Here is a 21,501-nt window from a genome sequence, read left to right as displayed (position 1 = left end):
CAACATGTAAATTTTATTTTTTCCGAAACTTCTGTCTGCTCTTATACGTAATATGAACGCATACACTATTTTAGAAAAAATTTTGAGAGGAGTATTTTTATGGTAAAGGCCGTGATCATTTTTCTTATGATTGGCTATTTAATAGGCTGTATTCACGGCTCTAAAGTGGCTCAATTTTTATCGGGGGTTGATTTAAAAAAGGCTGGGCACGGTAATGCTGGTGCCTCTAATGCTACTCTTTCCCTTGGTTGGAAATATGGCGTTTTAGTTGCCCTCATCGATATAGGCAAAGGTGTTGTGGCTATTATAGGTGCGCATTTTTATCTAGCTGACGCCATTCATTTAACAGAAGAACAAATTTGGCTGCTTACTTATATAATGGCTGCTGGGGTTATTTTAGGTCATAATTTCCCATTCTACATGGGCTTCAACGGGGGGAAAGGAACTGCCTCCATCATTGGTATTTTACTTGCTGTTGATTGGAAGATTGGTTTATTTGCACTTATTTTATTTGTTATTTTATCCTTTGCAACAAATTATTTAATTGTTGGTGTTCTAGAATTTTATCTCGTGTTTTGTACAGCAACTTATTTATGGATTCCTGGCATTGGCCCAACCATTATAGCTCTTCTTCTTTTTGGCATAGCCATTATCCTGCACCTTGAAAATATTAAACGATTAGTCATTGGCACAGAGCCTAAAGTAACTTCTGCCTTTAAGAAAAAGAAATAATATTTTTTGGATATTTTTGTATTATTTGTGACCATGTATTTTCTCTTTATCTACTCATATTGCTGTAAAAAACACAATTTTCACATAGATTTTTTTCTACAATAAAATCGACATATTCTTATCTTAATAAAACATTATACAGGCCGATGTTATGGATAATGATCGTCATTTTTATCGTAGAAAGGATGAGAAAATATGTCTTCCCCAAAGCAAGCAGCTACAAAATTTAATTTAAAGCCACTGTGGATTGGCTTGGCATTCGCGTTACTAATCATTATTACCTTTTTACCTAATAATGGTGATTTACCTATAGCTGGGCAACGAGCTTTAGCCATTTTAGCTTTTGCAGTCATCCTTTGGGTTACAGAGGCCGTTTCATATCCTGTGAGCTCGGCCATGATCATTGCGCTAGTAACTGTTTTACTAGGACTCGCTCCGTCAATGGAAGATCCAACTACAGAGCTAGGAACAGCTAGCGCATTAAAATTATCTTTAAGCGGCTTTAGTAATTCTGCCGTTGCTTTAGTAGCAGCAGCTCTTTTTCTAGCGGCAGCAATGCAAATTACTAATCTACATAAACGACTTGCTCTTTGGATTCTTTCATTGGTAGGAACGAAAACAAAAGCTATCGTATTTGGCGCTATTTTAGTCTCTATCGTCCTCGCATTTTTTGTACCTTCTGCTACAGCACGTGCTGGCGCAGTAGTACCGATATTGCTTGGAATGGTGGCAGCTTTTGGTTTACCACGTGATAGTCGGCTTGCTGCCTTATTAGTTATTACTTCGGTACAAGCAGTTTCCATTTGGAATATCGGTATTAAGACTGCAGCAGCTCAAAATATGGTGGCTTTAAACTTTATCCAAGAGCAATTTAATGTGGATATTTCATGGGGTGCTTGGCTACTTTATGCCGCCCCCTTCTCAATTATTATGTCTATCTTTTTATTTTTCATTATGATTGCTTTAATTAAACCTGAGACTAGCAATATCGAAGGTGGTAAAGAGGTCATCAAAAAACAGCTTGCAGAGCTTGGCCCATTAAAGGCTCCTGAAATTCGTTTAATCATTACATCCGTAGTTTTACTATTTTTCTGGGCAACTGAAGGAAAGCTACATCCATTTGATACGACAACAGTCACAATTATTGCTATCGCTATTCTATTAATGCCTAAAATCGGTGTGTATTCGTGGAAGGAAGTTGAGCCTCATATTCCATGGGGAACAATTATCGTCTTTGCGGTAGGCATTATGTTAGGAACCATTTTACTAAATACGCAAGGTGCTGCATGGTTATCAGATAAAGTTTTTGGTTCACTCGGGCTAAATACTATGCCTTTACTAGCAACCATCGCACTCGTAACTTTATTTAACATTTTGATTCATTTAGGCTTTGCAAGCGCAACTAGCTTAGCCTCAGCACTTATACCTGTGTTTATCGTTTTAGCCTCCACATTAACGGCTAATGTTGATCAAGTTGGTTTTGTTATTGTGCAACAATTCGTCATAAGCTTTGGCTTCCTATTACCAATTAGTGCACCACAAAACATGCTTGCCTATGGTACAGGTTCCTTTACAACAAAGGATTTCTTGAAATCTGGGATTCCATTAACCATTATCGGTTTCCTTCTCGTACTTTTGTTCTCTGCAACTTATTGGAAATGGATTGGATTATTATAAGACTTTCATTAAATTAAAACGTAAAAGCCTTGAAGAAACAGACTAAACTGTCCTTCAAGGCTTTTCAGATAATACTATTGTTTTGTAAAAGCAGGGTCCTTCATCGTACCGTTTTTCGCATAATTAACGTGCCATGATAGTGCTTTTTCTAGATCATGTGGTGTATGATGTCCACCCGTTGCCTCATTGGCATCATTAAAGTACTGCCACAGCTGCTCCCTATAATCAGGATGTGCACAATTATCAATGATAAGTCCCACTCGCTCTTTTGGGGCAAGTCCTCGTAAATCTGCTACGCCCTGTTCAGTTACAATGACATCAACATCATGCTCTGTATGATCAACATGCGAGACCATTGGAACAATACTCGAAATATCTCCACCCTTAGCATAGGACTTTGTCACAAAAATTCCTAAACGTGCATTTCGAGCAAAGTCACCAGACCCTCCGATACCATTCATCATCTTTGTACCAGAAACGTGTGTGGAATTAACATTGCCATAAATATCTAATTCCAATGCTGTATTCACTGAAATTAATCCGAGTCGACGAATAATTTCAGGCTGATTTGAAATCTCTTGAGGGCGCAGCACTAATTTATCAGCATATTTTTCAAAATTCCCATAAACACGGTTTCCTACTTGCTCAGAAAGGGTAATAGAAGTTGCAGATGCAAATTTTACTTTCCCTGCATCAATTAATTCAAATACTGCATCCTGGAGAACTTCTGAATAAACTTCTAAGTTCTCAAACTCAGAATCTTTAAAGCCTAGCAATACAGCATTTGCTACTGAGCCTACCCCAGATTGAATTGGTCGTAAACTTGTTGTTAAGCGACCTACTTTAATCTCTTCACGTAGGAAATTTAATAAGTGATTAGCCATAACATCTGTCTCTTCATCCGCTGGGACAATCGTTGATGGCGCATCTAATATATCCGAAATGACGATGCCTTTTACTTTATCTAAATCTAGTGGAATTCCAATTATACCAAGACGATCTGAAACATTCTGTAAAGGAATTGGATCACGTTTTCCTTGTTGTGCAGGTACGTAAATATCATGTATACCTTCTAATGCATCAAGCTGTGCTACGTTTAATTCAATGATGACTTGGTCTGCTTCTTGCACAAAAATGGGAGAGTTACCAACTGAAGTTGTAGGAATTAATAAGCCTTCTTCTGTAATAGCAGCAGCTTCAATGATCGCAAAATCAATTGGTCCAATAATACCTTGACGAACAAGCTCAGCATTATGGGAAAGATGGGCATCGACAAATGTGATACCACCGCTATTGATTTTATTACGAATGCCAGCATCTGCTTGGAAAGGACCTCGCTTACGAATGACCCCTGCTTCTGCTAAATATTGGTCTACCTCAGGTCCAAGTGATGCACCTGTAAAGACATCTACTTGAAAATCCTCTTTTTTCGCTTTCTCTACAAGTGCAAGAGGTACAACCTTTACATCGCCAGCACGTGTGAATCCGCTCATCCCTAATACCATGCCATCCTTAATCCAAGAAGCTGCTTCTTCTGCTGTTACAACCTTGCTTCGTAATTGTTCATGACGAAGCTTTTTCGCTAACTTTTCTTCCATTCCCTATTCCTCCATTCCACTTTATTTTTGTTCAACTTGCATATTTGGTTCCAGTAAATCTGTGACATCCGTCAGAGAATGTATCTTTATTCCAGGAGGATTTCATCACCTAATAGCTAATGCTGTCTAAACATTTGTGAATAAAGATCATGTAATTTTTGGTAGCACAACCAAATAAACAGTCGCTTCTACAATTTTATACTATTTAGAATATTTAATCTATATCAAATGAAATATTTTACTTTACGAGATAATTTCGACATTTATAAATTATTTATAAATAACTTTTTGTTCCTCATTATTCGATTTTGCTAGAAAAGCGTGCTATGCTCAAGGTATAGAACAGACACAAAGGAGAGAGTTTTTAATGGTTAAAGAACTATTACGTAGCCATTCCTCGGTACGCATCTATGATGGAGAACCGATTTCAAAAGAAATCATTGAAGATTTAATTGGAACAGCACAAATGGCTGCAACATCACATTTTGTGCAAGCCTATAGTGTAATATGGGTAACAGATGCAGATAAAAAGGAAAAATTAGGCTTACTCTCTGGTAATCCACGTCAATATGAAACTTCAGGTGGGGCATTTGTTTTTTGCGTAGATTTCAAGCGACTTCAAATGGCTGGGAAACTAGAAGGAGTGGATATTGTAGCTGATTCTGCTGAAAATGTCCTTGTTGGGGTAGCAGATGTATCATTGTTTGCACAGAATTTTGTTATTGCGGCAGAATCAATGGGTTATGGCATTTGCTATATTGGAGGTGTACGCAATAAACCTTCTGAAATCAGTGAATTATTTAATCTGCCTGATCACGTTTTCCCATTATTCGGGCTAACAATTGGCGTTCCTGCGCGTCGCAATGAGGTAAAACCTCGTTTACCTGTATCTGCTGTATTACATGAAAATGAATACAATGTTGAAAAATATGAAGAGCTTTTACCTGCCTACAACGAGAAAATGGAAATATACTATAACAGCCGTTCGTCAAACAGAAAAATTGATAACTGGACAAAGCAGATGGCTGATTTTTTAATCGAACAACGACGTCCTCATATCAAAGAGTTTTTAGCAACAAAAGGGTTTAATTGGAAATAAACGAACGAAAATGGAGTTACTATCGTATGATAATAATTCCATTTTTTACATAAAACTATTACCGATATATATTCAATCTAGGGATATTGCCACAATTCCTTCTATAAATCTAACCATAAATTAAACGAAAAGACTCTTTCCTTTTCCAGCTATTCCATTCATATTAATAAATGATACCTATTAAAGAAAGGAGTTATACAAACAATGTCCAATATCAATAAACATCTTGCTCGCACCTTGGAACAACAACATAAGAGAAGTGTAAGAGGTTTATTCTTAAAAATTGAAGACTTAAATAATGAATGCACCCAATTAAGAAAAAGACTCGAGCCACATATTGATTTGAGTGTATATAAAAAACCCATTGATTATGTCAATCAGTTCGTTTCTCATACTACAATTCTCAATTTAAAATTCGTCTCGAATACACAGAATTTAGAAGTAGTTGTCTTGCATGCTCTTTTATTATCCTATATTTTAGAAAACACATACGGCGATGCTTGTGAATATGAAGATAAATTGTTACAGGGGTATATACAAGAAATCTTTACACTAAATGATCATGCTAAAAGACTATTTATGAACCATAGAGAAAAGATGCTTACCTATGTTCAAGAGCAAGCTACATAAAAAAGACGATCTTCGTAATAACAAGATCGTCTTTTGTTCTTTTTATTGTAGTCCTCTAATTATAAGTGAGCGAACTGGTAGGAACTGCTCTCCTGTATCGCCATAAGTGAGTATTACCTCATCACCCTCTTGTAAATAAATTGCTAAAGGTTCTGTTTCGGCACTCACTAAATAATTTTCACCATTGTTTAATAAGAAAGATACAGTTGTAAAATCGCCTAGACGTTCTTTATATACACGTAATACCTTACCACTTATTTGTTTTTCCTCAGCACTTGAGCTACCATCTACAGTATTTCCTCCTCGACTTAAGGCTGTTTTATATAGTTTCAATGCCTCCTTAGGAGTAGTAGCGTAAACGGAAATTTCAGGATTGGCTGCAGAAACAATAAAATAATTTTGTAAGAAACCATTGGAATCTAGCACCGCTGTCAGCCAGCTCGCTTCCCCATAAAAGTTATATAACACTGGCATTTCGCCATTCCACTTTTTCTCAATAAATTTCTTCTCTATTATTTGTAAATTACCTTGTGAATCCATATAACTTGAGTCTTGATTCCCTGTATAGTATGTTGCATTCCCTGTTCGTGCGTTTGTTAGTGAATAGCCTAACATTGAATCCACACCTTCTTTAGGGCTTGTAAAATCCGTAAAGTAATACATATCACCCTTCTCATCGAAAATTGGGCTCACATTCGACTCTGTTCCTTCATCAGAAGGAATCTTTACATCCTTTTTACCAAACATACTATTCCAAAAACCATGTACATAATTACCGAAATAACTGTTTTGTAAACTTACTGTCTCTGGTGATACAGCACCATCAATGAATTCAGGTATTTGATCCAGTTTAATGACCTCTGATTTCCCCGTCAGCGCATCAACCAAGACAATTCCTTTTACATCAAAGCCATTACGCGCAGAAATAAATTCCCCATATGAGCGAATATAGTATGGCTTTCCTTCATCATCTACTTCCAACTGTACGTCACCATAAAAAATAAGGAATGGATGTTGCAAACGAATATGACGTTCTAAATTAGCATTTAAATATGCGGAAGGTACATATTTCATTTCCTCTTTAATAAATTTAGGATTATCCGCAGAATCTGTAGCACTCATTATGAAGTAACCAGGTGTTGTACCACCGTTCATCCATTTAAAGAATCCAGAAAATTCAACTGGTGCGATATAAACATATTCGCCCTTCACTTTTTGAATTTGTAAGCGCCCTAATTCATAGTAGCTCGTATTTGGCACTTGTCCGAAAGCCTTTTTCATTTTATTGCGAGCAAATTTCGGGGGTACACTTGCAGGTGTTTGTGTCTCATCGAATGGTTTTATTTCAACTTCTTCCTTCATTTCAGATGATTTAAATTTTTCATTAGCATTCCATAAAGGTGCTGATAAAACATACACAGCTACACCTAAACTTGCTAAAAATAAAACACCTTTTATTTTCCGTTCGATACCACTTGCTAGCAGAGCACCCGCTAACGTTAATAAAATAATAGCTGGCCAAAAAACAAGCCAATTTACATCAATTTTTGTTACATATAACGTAATCCCTGTGGCTAAAAACCCTAGTACAAAGACTCCAATAAAAAAGTATCCAATTACTTTTTTCGATTGTCCATCTTCTCTCTTCTTCGTAATAAGCGGTGTCACTAACACACTTGCGATCATTGCAATGACTGCTGAAGCTATTAGTAGCTTAGTCATTTGGTTCATCCTCTCTTCTTCTTTCTCACTACTTACTTTACGGTTACATACTAAAAAAGTTTCATACATACGTTGTACAGAAAGGAATTCTACCATAAATATTGAATTTCAAAAGGAAAGGAGCTGAAAAATTTGTTAAAAAAATTATTAATAGGTGTCATTATTTTATTGGGTCTTTATTATATTTTTCTCTTTTCCCATATTGCTGAAAGTTTAAAACTCATCTTTAAAGTGATTCCTATGTTGCTCATCATTATTTTAGCTGCGATTCAGAAGCCGTTACATATTAAAAAGTACCAACTTTTGATTATTGCTGGACTTGTATTCTGCATGATTGGAGACTATACATTGCAGTGGTTTTTAATCGGTCTAACTAGCTTTCTTATCGGGCATATCTTTTATATTTTCGCTTTCTCTACTGCAAATGAACGGCAAGTACCAACTTGGGCAAAAATACTTTTATTATTCTATGGAGCAAGTATGGCTATATGGATTGCGGGATCCGTCTTTAAAACAGGCGAAACCATTCTTGGTATTGCAGTAATCGCCTATATTTCTGTGATACTCACAATGGGCTGGACAGCTATAAAAACTGGCTCTACGCTGGCAACAAGTGGTGCATTATTGTTTATTGCATCTGACTCTTATTTAGCTATTAACAAATTTGTCATGCCACTAGCATTTTCTCATGAAATTATCATGTTGACTTATTATAGCGCCCAACTACTTATTGCTTTAAGTATCCTTCAATATTCCGAAATCCGAAGTAAAGTGTTACAATAATATAAATTATGCCAAGGCATAATTGCGTCTGGAATCGGCTTTGTGAATGCACAAAGAATTTTAACATATATACATTAGGAGGCCATACTTATGAAAGAACAAGTAATTGAGCGATTAATACGCTATGCAAAAATTGATACACAATCAGACTTCACAAGCGAAACAACTCCTTCTACACAAAAACAATTTGACCTATTACATGTTTTAAAAGACGAACTTGCCGAAATTGGTTTGACAGACATTACATTAGATGAAAATGGCTATTTATTTGCCTCATTAGAAGCTAATACAGATAAAGAAGTACCAACTATCGGCTTTTTAGCCCATGTTGATACAGCTACTGACTATACAGGCACAAATGTGAAGCCACAGCGTGTAGATAATTATGATGGTGGAGATATTCAGTTAAACGAAAACTTAGTTATGTCTCCGACTGACTTCCCAGAGCTTAAAAACTATGTTGGCCAAACACTTATCACAACAGATGGTACTACATTATTAGGCGCTGACGATAAGGCAGGGATTGCTGAAATTATGACAGCAATGGAGTACCTCATTAAAAATCCTACTATTAAGCATGGTAAAATCCGTGTAGCCTTCACGCCAGATGAAGAAATTGGTCGTGGGCCACATAAATTTGATGTCGCTGCTTTCGGTGCAGACTATGCCTATACTATGGATGGTGGACCACTTGGCGAACTACAATTCGAGAGCTTCAATGCCGCTGGCGTAAAAGTAATTACAAAAGGCACTAGCGTCCATCCTGGTTCAGCAAAAAATAAAATGGTGAATGCTATTACAATGGCCATCGCCTTCCAAAATGAAATGCCTGCTGACGCAGTTCCTGAAAAGACAGAAGGTTATGAAGGTTTCATTCATTTAATGAGCTTTAAAGGGGCTCTTGAGCATACTGAGCTTTCTTATATCGTGCGTGACCATGATCGCCAAAAGTTTGAGGAGAAAAAACAATTAATGCGTGATGCTGCAGCTAAAATTCAAGCACAATTTGGTGAGCATGCACTGAGCATTACCATTGAAGATCAATACTTCAATATGGGTGAAAAAATTGAGCCTGTAAAAGAAATTGTTGACATTGCACGTACTGCAATGGAAAAATTAGATATTACACCGAATACCCTGCCGATTCGTGGTGGTACAGATGGCTCACAATTATCCTATATGGGCCTTCCAACACCAAATATTTTCGCTGGTGGCGAAAACATGCATGGTAAATTCGAATATGTTTCCGCTGAAACAATGGAAAAAGCAACTCAAGTTATCATAGAAATCGTTCAGCTTTTTGAACAGCAAGCAAAATAATAGTTTTAATTTTGAGTGAGCTTATTTCTAACGCATTTACCTAAAGAATCATGAAAAATTTTCATAGCTACGAAGAGAGGTTTGTCCTCTCTTCGTAATTTTTTCAGCTATAATTACTGAATTTTCAAATTACATAAAGGGTTTGAGGTTATAAGCTCAAATTGAGGTGATGTTTATGAAAGAAATTGCATTAGGTATTTTAGCTTCCCTTTTCTTTGCCGTGACATTTATTTTAAATCATGCAATGGAAATGCAAGGTGGTAGTTGGCTATGGAGTGCATCATTACGATATTTTTTTATGCTCCCTTTCTTGCTTATCATTGTCTTTTATCGTAAGGGCTTTTCACAGCTTTCTGGTGAAATAAAAGCACAGCCTATAGCATGGCTACTTTGGAGCTTTGTTGGATTTGTTTTATTTTATGCGCCATTAACATTTGCTGCTGCTTTTGGTCCAGGTTGGTTGGTTTCAGGTACATGGCAGTTTACAATCGTTGCTGGTGTATTATTAGCTCCTCTTTTTGTTTCGATCATTGCTGGTAAAACAGTGAGACAAAAAATACCTTTCGTATCCTTGCTTATTTCATGTGTCATTTTAGTAGGTATTTTGCTTATACAAATACCTCATGCACAATCAGTATCGTTTAGAAGTTTAATGCTTGGTATTTTACCTGTCATCGTAGCAGCTTTTGCTTACCCTCTTGGCAATCGTAAAATGATGGAAGTTTGCGGGGGACGAATCGATACTTTTCAACGGGTGTTAGGAATGACCATTGCTTCAATGCCAGCATGGATTATCATGGCTATTTATGCCATTCTTACAATAGGACTTCCCTCAGCAAGTCAAATGTTCCAATCATTGCTTGTTGGAATTAGCTCAGGCGTTATAGCAACAGTTTTATTTTTCATAGCAACGGATCGCGTAAGAGACCATCAAGGCAAGCTAGCCGCTGTGGAAGCAACTCAGTCAACAGAAATTCTTTTTGTTATTATTGGTGAGGTATTACTATTAGGAATTGCCTTCCCTAGCCCTATTGCACTTGCAGGTCTCGGAGTCATCATTGTCGGTATGCTATTACATAGTTACTATACAATGATTATCGGGAAAAAGAATGCTTTGCAACAAAACTCAACTTCCTAGCAGTCCATTATATGGGCTGTTTTTTGACAAAAAAAGACGACTCTATTCTAAATTTAGAATAAGTCGTCTGAGATTTTCACGTTCCCAAAAAATGAGGGGGGTTTTAGGAGCGTAATCATGAACTAGCAAACTTCTGGAGAAAAGTAGCTAAAGTTCATCCTCTCTACACTGTATTGTAGACGAGGAATAATCTTTATACGATAATGATAATCATTATCAATTAAAATGTCAATCATAATCTAATCATTTTTTTACTTTTTTAAAAAGATTTTTTTAGTGAGCGTCGGTACTGCCATTGCTTCAACTGAAAATGTAAAAAACAGCCTATACAAAATCCTGCTATTGCGATGGATGATGCAATTGCAACCAGGCCAGTAAAGAGATGACCAACAACCTGCCAATGTAACAGATAACCGAATAAACCAGCTGCTAAACAAAGGCTAGCAATACTGGAATTAAATTTTTGCTGCTGAGCATCCTCTGGTATATATGTAGATGGGGCCTTTGTTAAAAAGAGCTTCCCTACACGAAGTATCGGGTTATAGTTGCATAAAATACCTAGTAAATTTGCAGCTAGTGGAACTACTAATATCCAGGTAATTCCTGATACCCATGATAAAATGACACTCAGAAGAATCGTCCACTGGTTCAGTCTAACAAGTGGTCTTGGAATTGTATGAAGTTGCAACACCCTAAAACCCACCTTTCTGATATGTTTAATGTATTTTACTACATGATATTCCATTTGTGAAGCAAAAATGATTACTTTATAATGAAGTTAACAGATGTTCAAAGGAAAAGAGGATAACTATGCCAGCTTTAACCATGGATCAAGTTCAACAATTAAACTCGTACAGTATTTATACAACTGAACCTAAGCGGACTTTATTTACTTTAGCTGATATACATAAAGACTTTTACCATCCTGATTTTTTAAACCTTATGATGGGTATAACAGATGCAGCAACAGAAACAGCAGCTATTTCTCACTTTGCACGCCGCTATGGGATGTTTTTTGCTATGCAATTTTATATGCTTGCCGCTTATGACGAAGTATGGGATGGTAAGCCACTTGAATTGCGTTTTGATGCTGCAAAGGAATTTAATAGCTTTACTGTTGCCATGTTTGCTAATCCAAATGATTGGCGCTACGTTGAAGAAGATGAACGTCAAGCTGTTATTGAAAAAATTCTTTACGATGGCCATGTCATTGTCCAACAGCTTCGTAAAGTAACCTCCATTTCCCCTCTTACCATTTGGGAAAATTTCTTTGGTTATTTGCTATGGCATTATCATATATTATTATCTAATCCTGGCTTAGCCGATCAAGCCATGGAGGATATTGAGGCTTTAGAGGACCCGAAAACATGGGCACGCTTCTCCAATAAATCTTGGTGGGCACAATATACAGGTGGTCTTAGCCCTACTACTTTAGTCAATGTACCTGTAAGAAAATCATGCTGTTTTTCTAAAGATATCCCAGGTTTAATGGCTTGTGGTTTTTGCCCCATAAAAAAATAAAAGAGCCTTTTAAAAAAGCCTTACCCTCCACAAATGTGAAAGGTAAGGCTTGGTGCTTTATTTTTCGTATACTACAAACCAATCGTTGTTTTCTTCAAACATAGACGTGCCAAGGAAACCTTGTTTTAAAAGTTGCTGTTGCGCAGTCGTATCTCCCATCGATATCACTTGTTTTTCTGTAAAGTTCGAGGACTTCTCTTGTTGTAGGTCTTTATAAAAAATATAACGAAGCTTATCTACATATTTAATTTTCAACCCTTTAATAACGAGGTCTTGCGAGAATTTATCCTTTAAGCTCGGAATATTATATGGCTTTACAGTGGAGCAAACATAATCATATTTTTCTAAATCGATATTTTCCATCACTACTGTAGCTAATGTTTTCTGTAATCCGTAACCTCGATATTTTGGTGAAACATTCGATATTTCCTGATATAAAACACGTTGAAATTCGTTTTCTGCAATTCCACAATCATAGCCAAGGTGTTCTTCATCAATAGGCGGTTTTAACAGTGCACGAAATGCGATCAATTCTTCCCCTACATACGCACCTATCATCATTCCATGACCATTTAAAATATACTCAAATTCCTCTGTGCTTAAGGGTTGTAGGATACTTTGGTCTGCTAAAGCCTCATAAACCTCAACTTGTAGCTCTTCAATTTGTTGTAAATGCTGGAGCGTTAATTTTATAACAAAAAACGGTGTCTCACCAAGCTTACCATCATAAATAATTTCCATATTACGCCTCCTTAGGCTGTGACAACCGTTGAAAACTTACATAATTCCTGGATTACAGCTTCATCTACATCTACACCTAATCCTGGTTTTTCATTTAGGCAAATAAATGGTACATCATAATGTAAGTTCCCAACATCCTTTGAGAATTTTAATGGACCCGTTAGTTCTACACTCGTCATAATTTTCTTAGAAAATGCTACATGGAAACCTGCAGCAGAACCCACTGACGACTCTACCATGGAACCAACTTGACATTCAATTCCTGCCATTTCCGCCATCACAGCAAGCTTCATAGCAGGATAAATGCCACCACACTTCATTAATTTAATATTTACTTTATCTGCTGCACGCTTGGCTATAATATCACGCATTTCACGTACGCCTCGTAGTCCTTCATCAATCATTAATGTCACATCAGACTTTGATTTAATTTCTACCATTCCATCAATATCTTCACTATCGACAGGTTGCTCTAACCAATCAATATTTAAATCTTTCATAGCTCGTAAACCTTGTAATGTAGTGGCTGCATTACCCCAACCTTGATTTACATCCACTCGAATAGCAATGTCTTCGCCTACTCGCTCACGTACCGCTTTTATACGAGCTACATCACGAAGTACCTCTGTACCTACCTTCATTTTAAAAGAACGATAGCCCATTTCTACTCGGTTAGCTGCCTCTTCTGCCATTGCTTCAGGTGTTCCAATACTTAGTACATGTGTGATTGGGAATTTTTCATGATAACGTCCACCTAAGAGTTGGTATACAGGCACCCCTAAGGCTTTCCCAGCAATATCGAAGCAAGCAATATCGATCGCTGCTTTTGCTGCTGGTACATCTTTCACAACTTTATTCATTTTATCATGTAGTTTTTCAAAGGCCATTGGACTTTCCCCAATAATAGCTGGGACAAGCTGATGTTTTAGCACAGCATATGTACTTTCCCATGATTCACCTGTTACATGTTCATCAGGAACAGCTTCACCATACCCTACCACACCTGTATCGGTAGTTACTTTTAAAATAATGGAAGGCATTGTATCATATGTAGCATAACTAATGATGAATGGATCAATTAGCGGTAAATGTATAGCAAAAATTTCTACTTGTTTAATTTTCATCGTAATCAGTCTCCTCTGTCGTTTAAGTTGTCGCTAATACGTCGCTAAATGTTTAAAAAAATAGAAAAGGATCGATGCCCATGTCTACCAAAATAGCGATTATATGTTCAAAAGCATTTATGAAGCGTATTATTAGTATCGCACAAAACATAGCCGATATTCAATTAGAATTTTATCTTTACAGCCACCCCTCTGAAGCGCCTACTTTGATGAAGCAAATAAAACCATGTGATGCAATATTATTCGGAGGAACATTACCCTATTTACACACTCAATCATTACTTTCAGATATTCCAATCCCTTGGAATTATATTAAGCAAGATGAAACAACCATTTCTACAACATTGTTATCATTAGTAGCCAAACATGCTGTAGCTATCGACAGGATATCCATTGATGTAATGAATCCTGCATTCGTTGATAATGTTTTAGCAGAAATAGAATTTCGTGGTCAAAAGCCACATGTTCAGCATATTTCGATTACTGAACCAACTGAGAATATTTTAAAACGCCATATCGCCCTGTGGAATTCTAAAAGTATTGATTTTGTCATTACAAGTATTCATAGTGTATTTGATGAACTACAAGCACTTCAAATACCCTCAATGCGAATGTTAGATGCTACTAAGTCAATTATTCAATGCCTTGAAGAAACAAAATCAAAATCACTATTAACGAAATCAGAAGCTTTCAAGGCTGTAGTGGGTCTCTTAGAAATCCCTAAAAATACTTCCATTGAATCAACTGTTTTAAATCAAATTGCGAAAGCTACCTTTTCAACTTTTAAGCAAATTTCAACGAACTCCTTTGAGCTATATACAACTGCTGGACATCTTCAAAATGCTCTAGAAAAGGAAAACTTAGAACAGCTCATACAGCAAGTTGCACAACCATTTAAACTAGCATTTGGCTATGGCTATTCCATTTTGGAGGCCACACAAAATGCTCAGCATGCCTTAACATTTACTAAACCTTTTGAGATTTATATTCTTGATGAACATAAAAACTTATTAGGGCCTTTCCCGAATACAGAAGGTAAAATTTCTTTAAAAACCGATGATCCTTATGTTTTACAAATGGCTAAGCTTACAAGTTTAAGTCCATTGAATATCTCTAAAATAATCAATTTCAGTAACGAACGACAGTCAGCTCAATTTACATCTCAAAATCTTTCTGAATACCTCCAAGTAACACGACGTACTACAGAGCGTATTATTAAAAAATTAGTTGATAATGGTTATGTAAATATTGTTGGTGAAGAAATGACCCATCAGCAAGGACGTCCTCGCAAAATTTACCAATTGAATTTTGCAACTTACTAAACTGCTCTATAAAAGAATTCTCGTAGATACACGTGGATCTACGAGAATTTTTTATTTTAGTCAGCCATTACCATATTATCCGCATTTTCTGCTTCTATCGCCTTTTTACGCTTCTCAGCTTCTGCTATTTCTTCTGGCGTTAATTTAACAATAGCAAATCCAATATATCCATAAATAATAGAAATAATTGGTACAGCAAAGTTAAGAATTGCATATGGTGCATATTCCATTGCACTTACACCTAAAGTTGCTAAAATAAACACACCACAAGTATTCCAAGGGAAGAAAACAGATGTTAGGGTTCCTCCATCCTCTAATGCACGAGATAGATTTTTAGAATGTAAACCACGTTGTTGATAGACACCTGCAAACATACGTGAAGGAACAACAATTGAGATATATTGCTCAGAACATGTTGCGTTAGTCGTTACACAAGCTGCAATCGTTGAAGCAATAAGACTTCCTGTAGATTTGGCAAACTTCACAATTACATTCATTAATGCCTTTAACATTCCTGAATACTCTAAAATACCACCAAATGTCATCGCTACAATCGTCATTGAAACCGTATTCATCATAGAATCTAAACCACCGCGGTTAAATAGCTCGTCTACCATTTGATTACCTGTAGAGATTTCAAAGCCAGCCTGTAATGCATGTACTGCACTAGCTGCTGAACCACCTTGTACAAAAATTTGTAGTAAGAAACCTGAAACAATCCCTATAATTAAAGCTGGAATTGCTGGCACTTTCTTAGCTACTAATACAATAACTCCGACTGGAACTAGTAATAGTAAAGGAGAAATAACAAAGCTTTCTTCCATCACTTTTAAAGTTGTTAAAATTTCTTCAGATTGCATTGAAACTTCTGCAAATTTTCTACCCAAAAATCCAAAAACAACAAGTGAAATAATCAACGCTGGAATTGTTGTATAAAGCATATGCTTTATATGATCAAATAAATTAGTACCTGTTAATCCTGCCGCTAGATTCGTTGTATCTGATAGGGGTGACATCTTATCTCCAAAGTATGAACCCGAAATAACAGCACCAGCAATCATAGCCGCTGGAATACCCATACTTAAACCAATACCCATCCCTGCGACACCAATAGTCGCCATTGTAGACCATGAACTACCAATAGCTAATGACACAATTGAACATAACAGCATGATTGTCACTAGGAACCACGCTGGAGAAATTAACTTTAGACCGTAGAAAATCATCGTTGCTACGACACCGCCGCCAATCCATGCTCCAATTGTCAAACCTACTAAAATAATAATAACAATGGCAGGTAATGCCAGACGAATCCCTTTATACATCATCTCTTCAATTTCTGCCCATTTATATCCATGCATTTTGGCAACAATTGCTGCTACAGTTGTGCCAACAAGAAGAGGTACGTGAGGACTTTGCTCTAAAACAACTACTGTAATTAACATAGTAATAATCATAATTGCAAAAGTTAGTAGTGCCCAGCCCGCATTAATATCCTTTTTCATTTTTCCATCCCCTTTTTTTGCACCAAATCCCTTTTCGGTTTTTTCAAGACGCAAATAAATTTTTACGTTTTTTAGCTTAATATTCAAAAAATTAAAAGTCAACGCAAAAAATTTATGCTTCCCTAGCAAATCCCTTTATTTTAGCGTAATAAAACGCTTTCAAGTAGCAATAAAAAACAATGCAAACCCTTGAATATCCATGCATTATTAAAAATGTTCATGCAAAAAAGCTATACGAAAAAATAGTTACATTTTTTCATATAGCTTTTTATAATTTTTTTATTCAGGTTTTTTTTCTAATACACATGCAAGTACTTCCGCAGCATCAATTAAGGCACTACGATCAAATGTCATTTTAGGGTGGTGTAATCCTGGTGTTAAATTTGCACCAATTCCAATCATTGCCGCTTTTAATTCCGGCTTTTTAACCGTATAAAAATGGAAATCATCACTGCCCGGTGTTGTTATTTCATCTGCTAAATGCTCTTCCCCCAAAGCTTCAATGATGGCATTCTTCGCCATGTTCGCAGCAGTTGGGGAAACTTCAGCACCTGGTGTGAAATCTATCCACTTCCAACTCATATCTATTTCAAATTGTTGCTGAATTGATTTCAAGCCAGATTCAATTTTACTGCGCAGCAATTCAAGTTGTTGATTGTGTTGTGCGCGAACATCCATTGAGAAACTAGCATTACCAGGAATAATATTCGTACTACCCCCATCTGCAATAATTTTTGTTAATTTAGCAGAATGAGGTTCAAATGGTGATAAATGAATGCTGTGTAGCATTTGTTGCACGGCCATAATAACATCTATAGCATTTTTACCTTGATGTGGTCTAGCACCATGTGCATCTATACCCTGAATAGATCCCTCTAAAAAATAAGCAGCACCATGATGAATCGCAGGCGAAACTTTGCCAAGTGGTAATTCTTCTATTGGTCTTAAATGAACACCAAATAAATGTGATACTCCATCAACTGCGCCTCTATCAAACGTTGCGCACGCGCCATTTCCTAGTTCTTCAGCAGGTTGGAAAATGAAACGAACACGATGCTGTAAGGTGCGATCTTTCAGTAGTAATAATGCACCAAGAACCATTGAGATATTCGCATCATGTCCACACGAATGATTTGCTTGCCATTTCCCATCAACTTCCTGCCATAAAGCATCAATATCAGCACGTACTGCAACAATTTCATTACCAGTCCCAATTTCAGCTATTAATCCTGGTATATCACCTAATAAACGATAACTAACATGCAATTCATCCAGTATGGAAGCAATTTTTTTAGTAGTCTCAAACTCTTTCCAACTTACTTCGGGATATTGATGAAAATGATCAAACCATTGATAAATCGTTTCTTCTACTGTTAAAGCTTTCGACATAACTACACCTCTATACGCATTTTTGTTTCCCATTATACATGAATCTTTTTCAGAAAAGTACATATGTCTTCAGACCTAATTCACTTATTTAAATCATATATTACATTCATATGCACTGAAAAAGCCATTTATCAATAGAGGTATAAAATAGAATGGGCTATGCTAAAAGTTAGTATACTTTCAACATAGCCCATCAAATTTTTATTATAAACTTGTAAAAAACCCTTCTGGATACTCTTCATATTGAATCTTCACCATTTGCTCCTCATTTTTCTCTTCCTCTTCACGCAAATCGAATTCTTGATCCATTAAATACGTCTCAAACTTTGAATTTAACAAATTTCCCATCGTACCACTCCTTATTTATTGAATTTTCTGATAAAAGGATTATACAATAGATTTTTAGTAAATTGCAATAAATTATATACATTATGCATTATAACTATAAAACCTATCACAAAATTAGATTAAAAATGCCCCTGATTCTTATGATTTCTAAAACGAATTTAACCTTTTTTAAAAAAAATCTGCTCATTAATAGTTATTAAATGAGCAGATTTTTATGCAAACCAAAAATTTACGAGACTGAAACTCCCGTTTTGCCATTCATATTATCGGGATGATTTCCTTTTTTATGGGATAGAAATTGAATTACAAACATCACAATAAATATTCCTAAACCTACCCAATCTGAGAATTTTTCTGGATAGATTAGTAATAGTCCTGCCGCAATCAAAATAATTCTTTCAAACCAGAAAAGTTTACGATACCAGTAGCCGATCACCCCTGCACCAATCGCCACCATTCCCGTGATAGCAGTAAATACTACCCATAAAATTTGCGGAATGGTTGTATCAATCATTAATAATGCTGGGGAGAAAACAATCATATACGGTATAATAAATGCCGCAATCGCAAGTTTCGCTGAATTTACACCCGTTTTGATAGGGTCACCACCAGAAATACCTGATGCCGCAAACGCAGCCAGGGCTACAGGTGGTGTAATATCTGCAATAATACCAAAATAGAACACAAAGAAATGAGCAGATAGTAATACAACTACTGGCACTAATTCTTGTGGTGTATTTGGAGATAGTAATGCCACTATTGCTGGTGCAGCAATTGTCGATGTTATCACATAGTTAGCTGTTGTTGGTGCACCCATCCCAAGAATAAGCGATGCAATCATGACAAAAATAAGTGTCAAAATAATACTCCCACCAGCTAAAGCTACTAAGCTATTTGCTAAACTTAAACCTAGTCCTGTTTTTACAACGACACCCACAATAATCCCAGCACAAGCAGTAGCTGCAACGACACCTAATGCAGTTCGAGCACCTTCCACCAACGCATCAATCACATCTTTTGGTTTAAGACGGGTTTCTTTATTAAACATAGCCACACCAATCGAAATAATAATTCCATATAATGCAGCATGCATAACTGCTGTACCCGTTAGCATTAATATGATAATCGCCACAATCGGTAATAGAAGGTAAATCTTTTTAAATACCTCTTGACGATTTGGCATTTGATCGTCTCGCAGACCTTTTAGACCAACTCTTTTTGCTTCGAAATGTGTCATAATCCAAATACCTGTAAAATATAAAAGAGCAGGAATAGCTGCCGCTTTTGCTATATCCCAATACGTAATCCCTCGACCAATAAATTCAACCATTAGGAAGGCAGCAGCCCCCATAATTGGCGGCATAAGTTGGCCACCTGTCGATGCAGCTGCTTCCACAGCACCAGCAAACTCTTTTCGATAGCCTAGTTTTTTCATCATTGGAATTGTATAGGAGCCTGACGTTACTACGTTAGCTACAGAGCTTCCAGAAATCGTACCTTGAAGTGCACTTGAGAATACAGCTACCTTCGCAGGACCACCAATTAATTTTCCAGCTAGTGCAACTGCTAGATCGTTAAAATACTGGCCAACCCCTGTTTTCACAAGAAATGCCCCGAATAGTAAAAATACAAAAATAAATGTGGCTGATACACTAATCGGTGTACCGAATATCCCATCAGTTGTAAAGTACATAAGATTGACGATACTCTCCAAATCCTGTCCTCTATGCGCCATAAATGCCGGGAAATACGGGCCATAGTAAGCATAAATCAAGAAAGCGATTGCAATAATTGTAATTGGCAACCCTACAGCACGTCGAGCAGCCTCAAGAACTAGTACAACAGCTATTAGCCCAACAATAAAGTCTACCTGTGTAATGGAGCCATTGCGATTTACAAGTTCTGTATAGTTCATAGACCAATATGAACCTACTGCAATAGCTAGTAATGCTAAAATATAATCGAACCAGGCAATTTTATGCTTGGGTGCTTTTTTTCTCGCTGGAAATAATAAGAAAATTAATGTTAAACCAAAGCCTAAGTGGATGGTACGTTGGATTTGAGCAGGAAATTGCCCAAAAATAGCTGTGTAAAGTTGGAATAGCGAAAATGCTAAAAGGCCATAGAAAATAACATGCTTCATTACACCTGAAATGGTTCTTACATTGGACTCTATATCATATTTTTCAAGTATGGCTTGTTGCTCTTCAGCAGAAATTTGCTCAAATTCTTCTACTTTTTTTTCTTTCTTTGATTTCTCTTGTGTTGTCATTTCATCCTTACTCCTTTCCACTGTTCGTAAAGCGACAAACGCTTAATTTCAAATAAATAGGATTTACCCCTCTGTAAATCTTTTTTTAAATCATATTCTCTTTCTGCATAATTGAATACCAGATCTAAATCTAAATCACCTATATAGATCGTAAAATTATCAAGTATGGCACTATTGTTAAATTGGAGAACATATTTACCGTTCCGTTGAATAAGTGTTTGATTTTCCTCTGCATAGCCTGGCATACCAATAGCTAAGTCTTCATATTCCATTTCAAGCATTTCAATACGATTACCTTTTATATATTGATAGGATTCCAATACATCTGACTTATGTATGGAGTGGTTGTATCTTATTTGAAAGGTTTGCTCATCTAAAATGGGTATGTAGTGCACTTTAGGATGGGATAAACGAGTCTCTGTAAAGGTGAACACCTTTTGAAGAGGAAGAAATATGACAATACATAGACAGATACTTAATAGGACTGTTATGATGAATTTTCTCTGTTGCATTCGACCTATTCCCCCACTTTAAAAGCTATTCGCCTAATCCTATATCCTAAAAGTAAGAAAGAGACTCG

General features: G+C 36.4%; 19 protein-coding genes. 9 read left to right on the top strand and 10 right to left on the bottom strand.

The annotated features are described in order from the left end of the window. Window positions 1–99: 99 nt before the first annotated feature. Both NP781_RS24585 and NP781_RS24580 read left to right on the top strand, forming a co-directional pair. Window positions 100–732: a glycerol-3-phosphate acyltransferase gene (locus NP781_RS24585; RefSeq protein WP_257521038.1), complete on the top strand. Its 633-nt coding sequence runs from the start codon at window positions 100–102 to the stop codon at window positions 730–732. A gap of 195 nt (window positions 733–927) precedes the next feature. Continuing rightward, on the top strand, window positions 928–2,409 hold the full coding sequence (locus NP781_RS24580; protein ID WP_221679066.1) for an SLC13 family permease: 1,482 nt from the start codon (window positions 928–930) through the stop codon (window positions 2,407–2,409). 74 nt (window positions 2,410–2,483) lie between these two features. Here NP781_RS24580 and NP781_RS24575 read toward each other — a convergent pair whose 3' ends face one another. Then, window positions 2,484–4,007 carry a succinyl-CoA:acetate CoA-transferase ScpC gene (locus NP781_RS24575; RefSeq protein ID WP_257521037.1) on the bottom strand — a complete coding sequence of 508 codons (1,524 nt, stop codon included), beginning with the start codon at window positions 4,005–4,007 and terminating at the stop codon, window positions 2,484–2,486. A 367-nt stretch (window positions 4,008–4,374) separates the two neighbouring features. Between NP781_RS24575 and chrR the strand changes: the two genes are divergently transcribed. Beyond that, window positions 4,375–5,106 (top strand): class II chromate reductase ChrR, encoded by a 732-nt coding sequence (gene chrR, locus NP781_RS24570; RefSeq protein WP_221679062.1) that lies wholly within the window; start codon window positions 4,375–4,377, stop codon window positions 5,104–5,106. Window positions 5,107–5,310: 204 nt separating this feature from the next. Beyond that, complete coding sequence (locus NP781_RS24565; protein ID WP_221679061.1) at window positions 5,311–5,736, top strand: hypothetical protein; 426 nt, start codon at window positions 5,311–5,313, stop codon at window positions 5,734–5,736. A gap of 42 nt (window positions 5,737–5,778) precedes the next feature. Here the strand turns inward: NP781_RS24565 and NP781_RS24560 are convergent, their stop codons facing one another. After that, the gene (locus tag NP781_RS24560) at window positions 5,779–7,458 is read right to left on the bottom strand and encodes a hypothetical protein (protein ID WP_221679059.1); all 1,680 of its coding nucleotides are present in this window, start codon (window positions 7,456–7,458) and stop codon (window positions 5,779–5,781) included. A gap of 132 nt (window positions 7,459–7,590) precedes the next feature. Between NP781_RS24560 and NP781_RS24555 the strand changes: the two genes are divergently transcribed. From NP781_RS24555 to NP781_RS24545, 3 genes are all read left to right on the top strand, one after another. Beyond that, a complete protein-coding gene (locus tag NP781_RS24555; protein WP_004229764.1) occupies window positions 7,591–8,241 on the top strand; it encodes a lysoplasmalogenase in 651 nt (216 codons plus the stop codon). A gap of 90 nt (window positions 8,242–8,331) precedes the next feature. Continuing rightward, window positions 8,332–9,561 carry a peptidase T gene (gene pepT, locus NP781_RS24550; protein ID WP_221679058.1) on the top strand — a complete coding sequence of 410 codons (1,230 nt, stop codon included), beginning with the start codon at window positions 8,332–8,334 and terminating at the stop codon, window positions 9,559–9,561. A gap of 175 nt (window positions 9,562–9,736) precedes the next feature. Then, entirely contained in the window at window positions 9,737–10,699 is a 963-nt protein-coding gene (locus NP781_RS24545) for a DMT family transporter (protein WP_221679057.1), read from the top strand. Between the two features lie 259 nt (window positions 10,700–10,958). Here the strand turns inward: NP781_RS24545 and NP781_RS24540 are convergent, their stop codons facing one another. Then, window positions 10,959–11,390 carry a DUF4395 domain-containing protein gene (locus NP781_RS24540; RefSeq protein WP_257521036.1) on the bottom strand — a complete coding sequence of 144 codons (432 nt, stop codon included), beginning with the start codon at window positions 11,388–11,390 and terminating at the stop codon, window positions 10,959–10,961. A 119-nt stretch (window positions 11,391–11,509) separates the two neighbouring features. Between NP781_RS24540 and NP781_RS24535 the strand changes: the two genes are divergently transcribed. Then, a complete protein-coding gene (locus NP781_RS24535) occupies window positions 11,510–12,220 on the top strand; it encodes a Fe-S oxidoreductase (RefSeq protein WP_221679055.1) in 711 nt (236 codons plus the stop codon). Window positions 12,221–12,277: 57 nt separating this feature from the next. On the opposite strand, the gene NP781_RS24530 is transcribed toward NP781_RS24535, so the two are convergent. Both NP781_RS24530 and NP781_RS24525 read right to left on the bottom strand, forming a co-directional pair. Further along, on the bottom strand, window positions 12,278–12,961 hold the full coding sequence (locus tag NP781_RS24530; protein ID WP_221679054.1) for a GNAT family N-acetyltransferase: 684 nt from the start codon (window positions 12,959–12,961) through the stop codon (window positions 12,278–12,280). A gap of 11 nt (window positions 12,962–12,972) precedes the next feature. Next, window positions 12,973–14,085: a mandelate racemase/muconate lactonizing enzyme family protein gene (locus tag NP781_RS24525; RefSeq protein WP_221679053.1), complete on the bottom strand. Its 1,113-nt coding sequence runs from the start codon at window positions 14,083–14,085 to the stop codon at window positions 12,973–12,975. Window positions 14,086–14,165: 80 nt separating this feature from the next. Between NP781_RS24525 and NP781_RS24520 the strand changes: the two genes are divergently transcribed. Beyond that, the gene (locus tag NP781_RS24520) at window positions 14,166–15,407 is read left to right on the top strand and encodes a PadR family transcriptional regulator (RefSeq protein ID WP_257521035.1); all 1,242 of its coding nucleotides are present in this window, start codon (window positions 14,166–14,168) and stop codon (window positions 15,405–15,407) included. A gap of 56 nt (window positions 15,408–15,463) precedes the next feature. On the opposite strand, the gene nhaC is transcribed toward NP781_RS24520, so the two are convergent. The 5 genes from nhaC to NP781_RS24495 all read right to left on the bottom strand — a co-directional run bounded on the left by nhaC (window position 15,464) and on the right by NP781_RS24495 (window position 21,433). Further along, entirely contained in the window at window positions 15,464–16,912 is a 1,449-nt protein-coding gene (gene nhaC, locus NP781_RS24515) for a Na+/H+ antiporter NhaC (RefSeq protein ID WP_112118021.1), read from the bottom strand. A gap of 279 nt (window positions 16,913–17,191) precedes the next feature. Continuing rightward, window positions 17,192–18,301 carry an amidohydrolase gene (locus NP781_RS24510; RefSeq protein ID WP_221679051.1) on the bottom strand — a complete coding sequence of 370 codons (1,110 nt, stop codon included), beginning with the start codon at window positions 18,299–18,301 and terminating at the stop codon, window positions 17,192–17,194. Between the two features lie 204 nt (window positions 18,302–18,505). Beyond that, window positions 18,506–18,649: a hypothetical protein gene (locus NP781_RS24505; RefSeq protein ID WP_257521034.1), complete on the bottom strand. Its 144-nt coding sequence runs from the start codon at window positions 18,647–18,649 to the stop codon at window positions 18,506–18,508. Window positions 18,650–18,878: 229 nt separating this feature from the next. Further along, complete coding sequence (locus tag NP781_RS24500; protein WP_221679047.1) at window positions 18,879–20,921, bottom strand: TRAP transporter permease; 2,043 nt, start codon at window positions 20,919–20,921, stop codon at window positions 18,879–18,881. After that, a complete protein-coding gene (locus NP781_RS24495) occupies window positions 20,918–21,433 on the bottom strand; it encodes a DUF1850 domain-containing protein (RefSeq protein ID WP_257521033.1) in 516 nt (171 codons plus the stop codon). The genes NP781_RS24500 and NP781_RS24495 overlap by 4 nt, the downstream gene beginning before the upstream one ends. Between the last annotated feature and the right edge of the window lie 68 nt (window positions 21,434–21,501).

Source organism: Lysinibacillus sp. FN11 (assembly GCF_024628845.1).
Classification (GTDB): Bacteria; Bacillota; Bacilli; order Bacillales_A; family Planococcaceae; genus Lysinibacillus; species Lysinibacillus capsici.
Note: the sequence above shows the minus strand (reverse complement) of the source record. Positions and strands in the feature narration are given on the sequence as shown.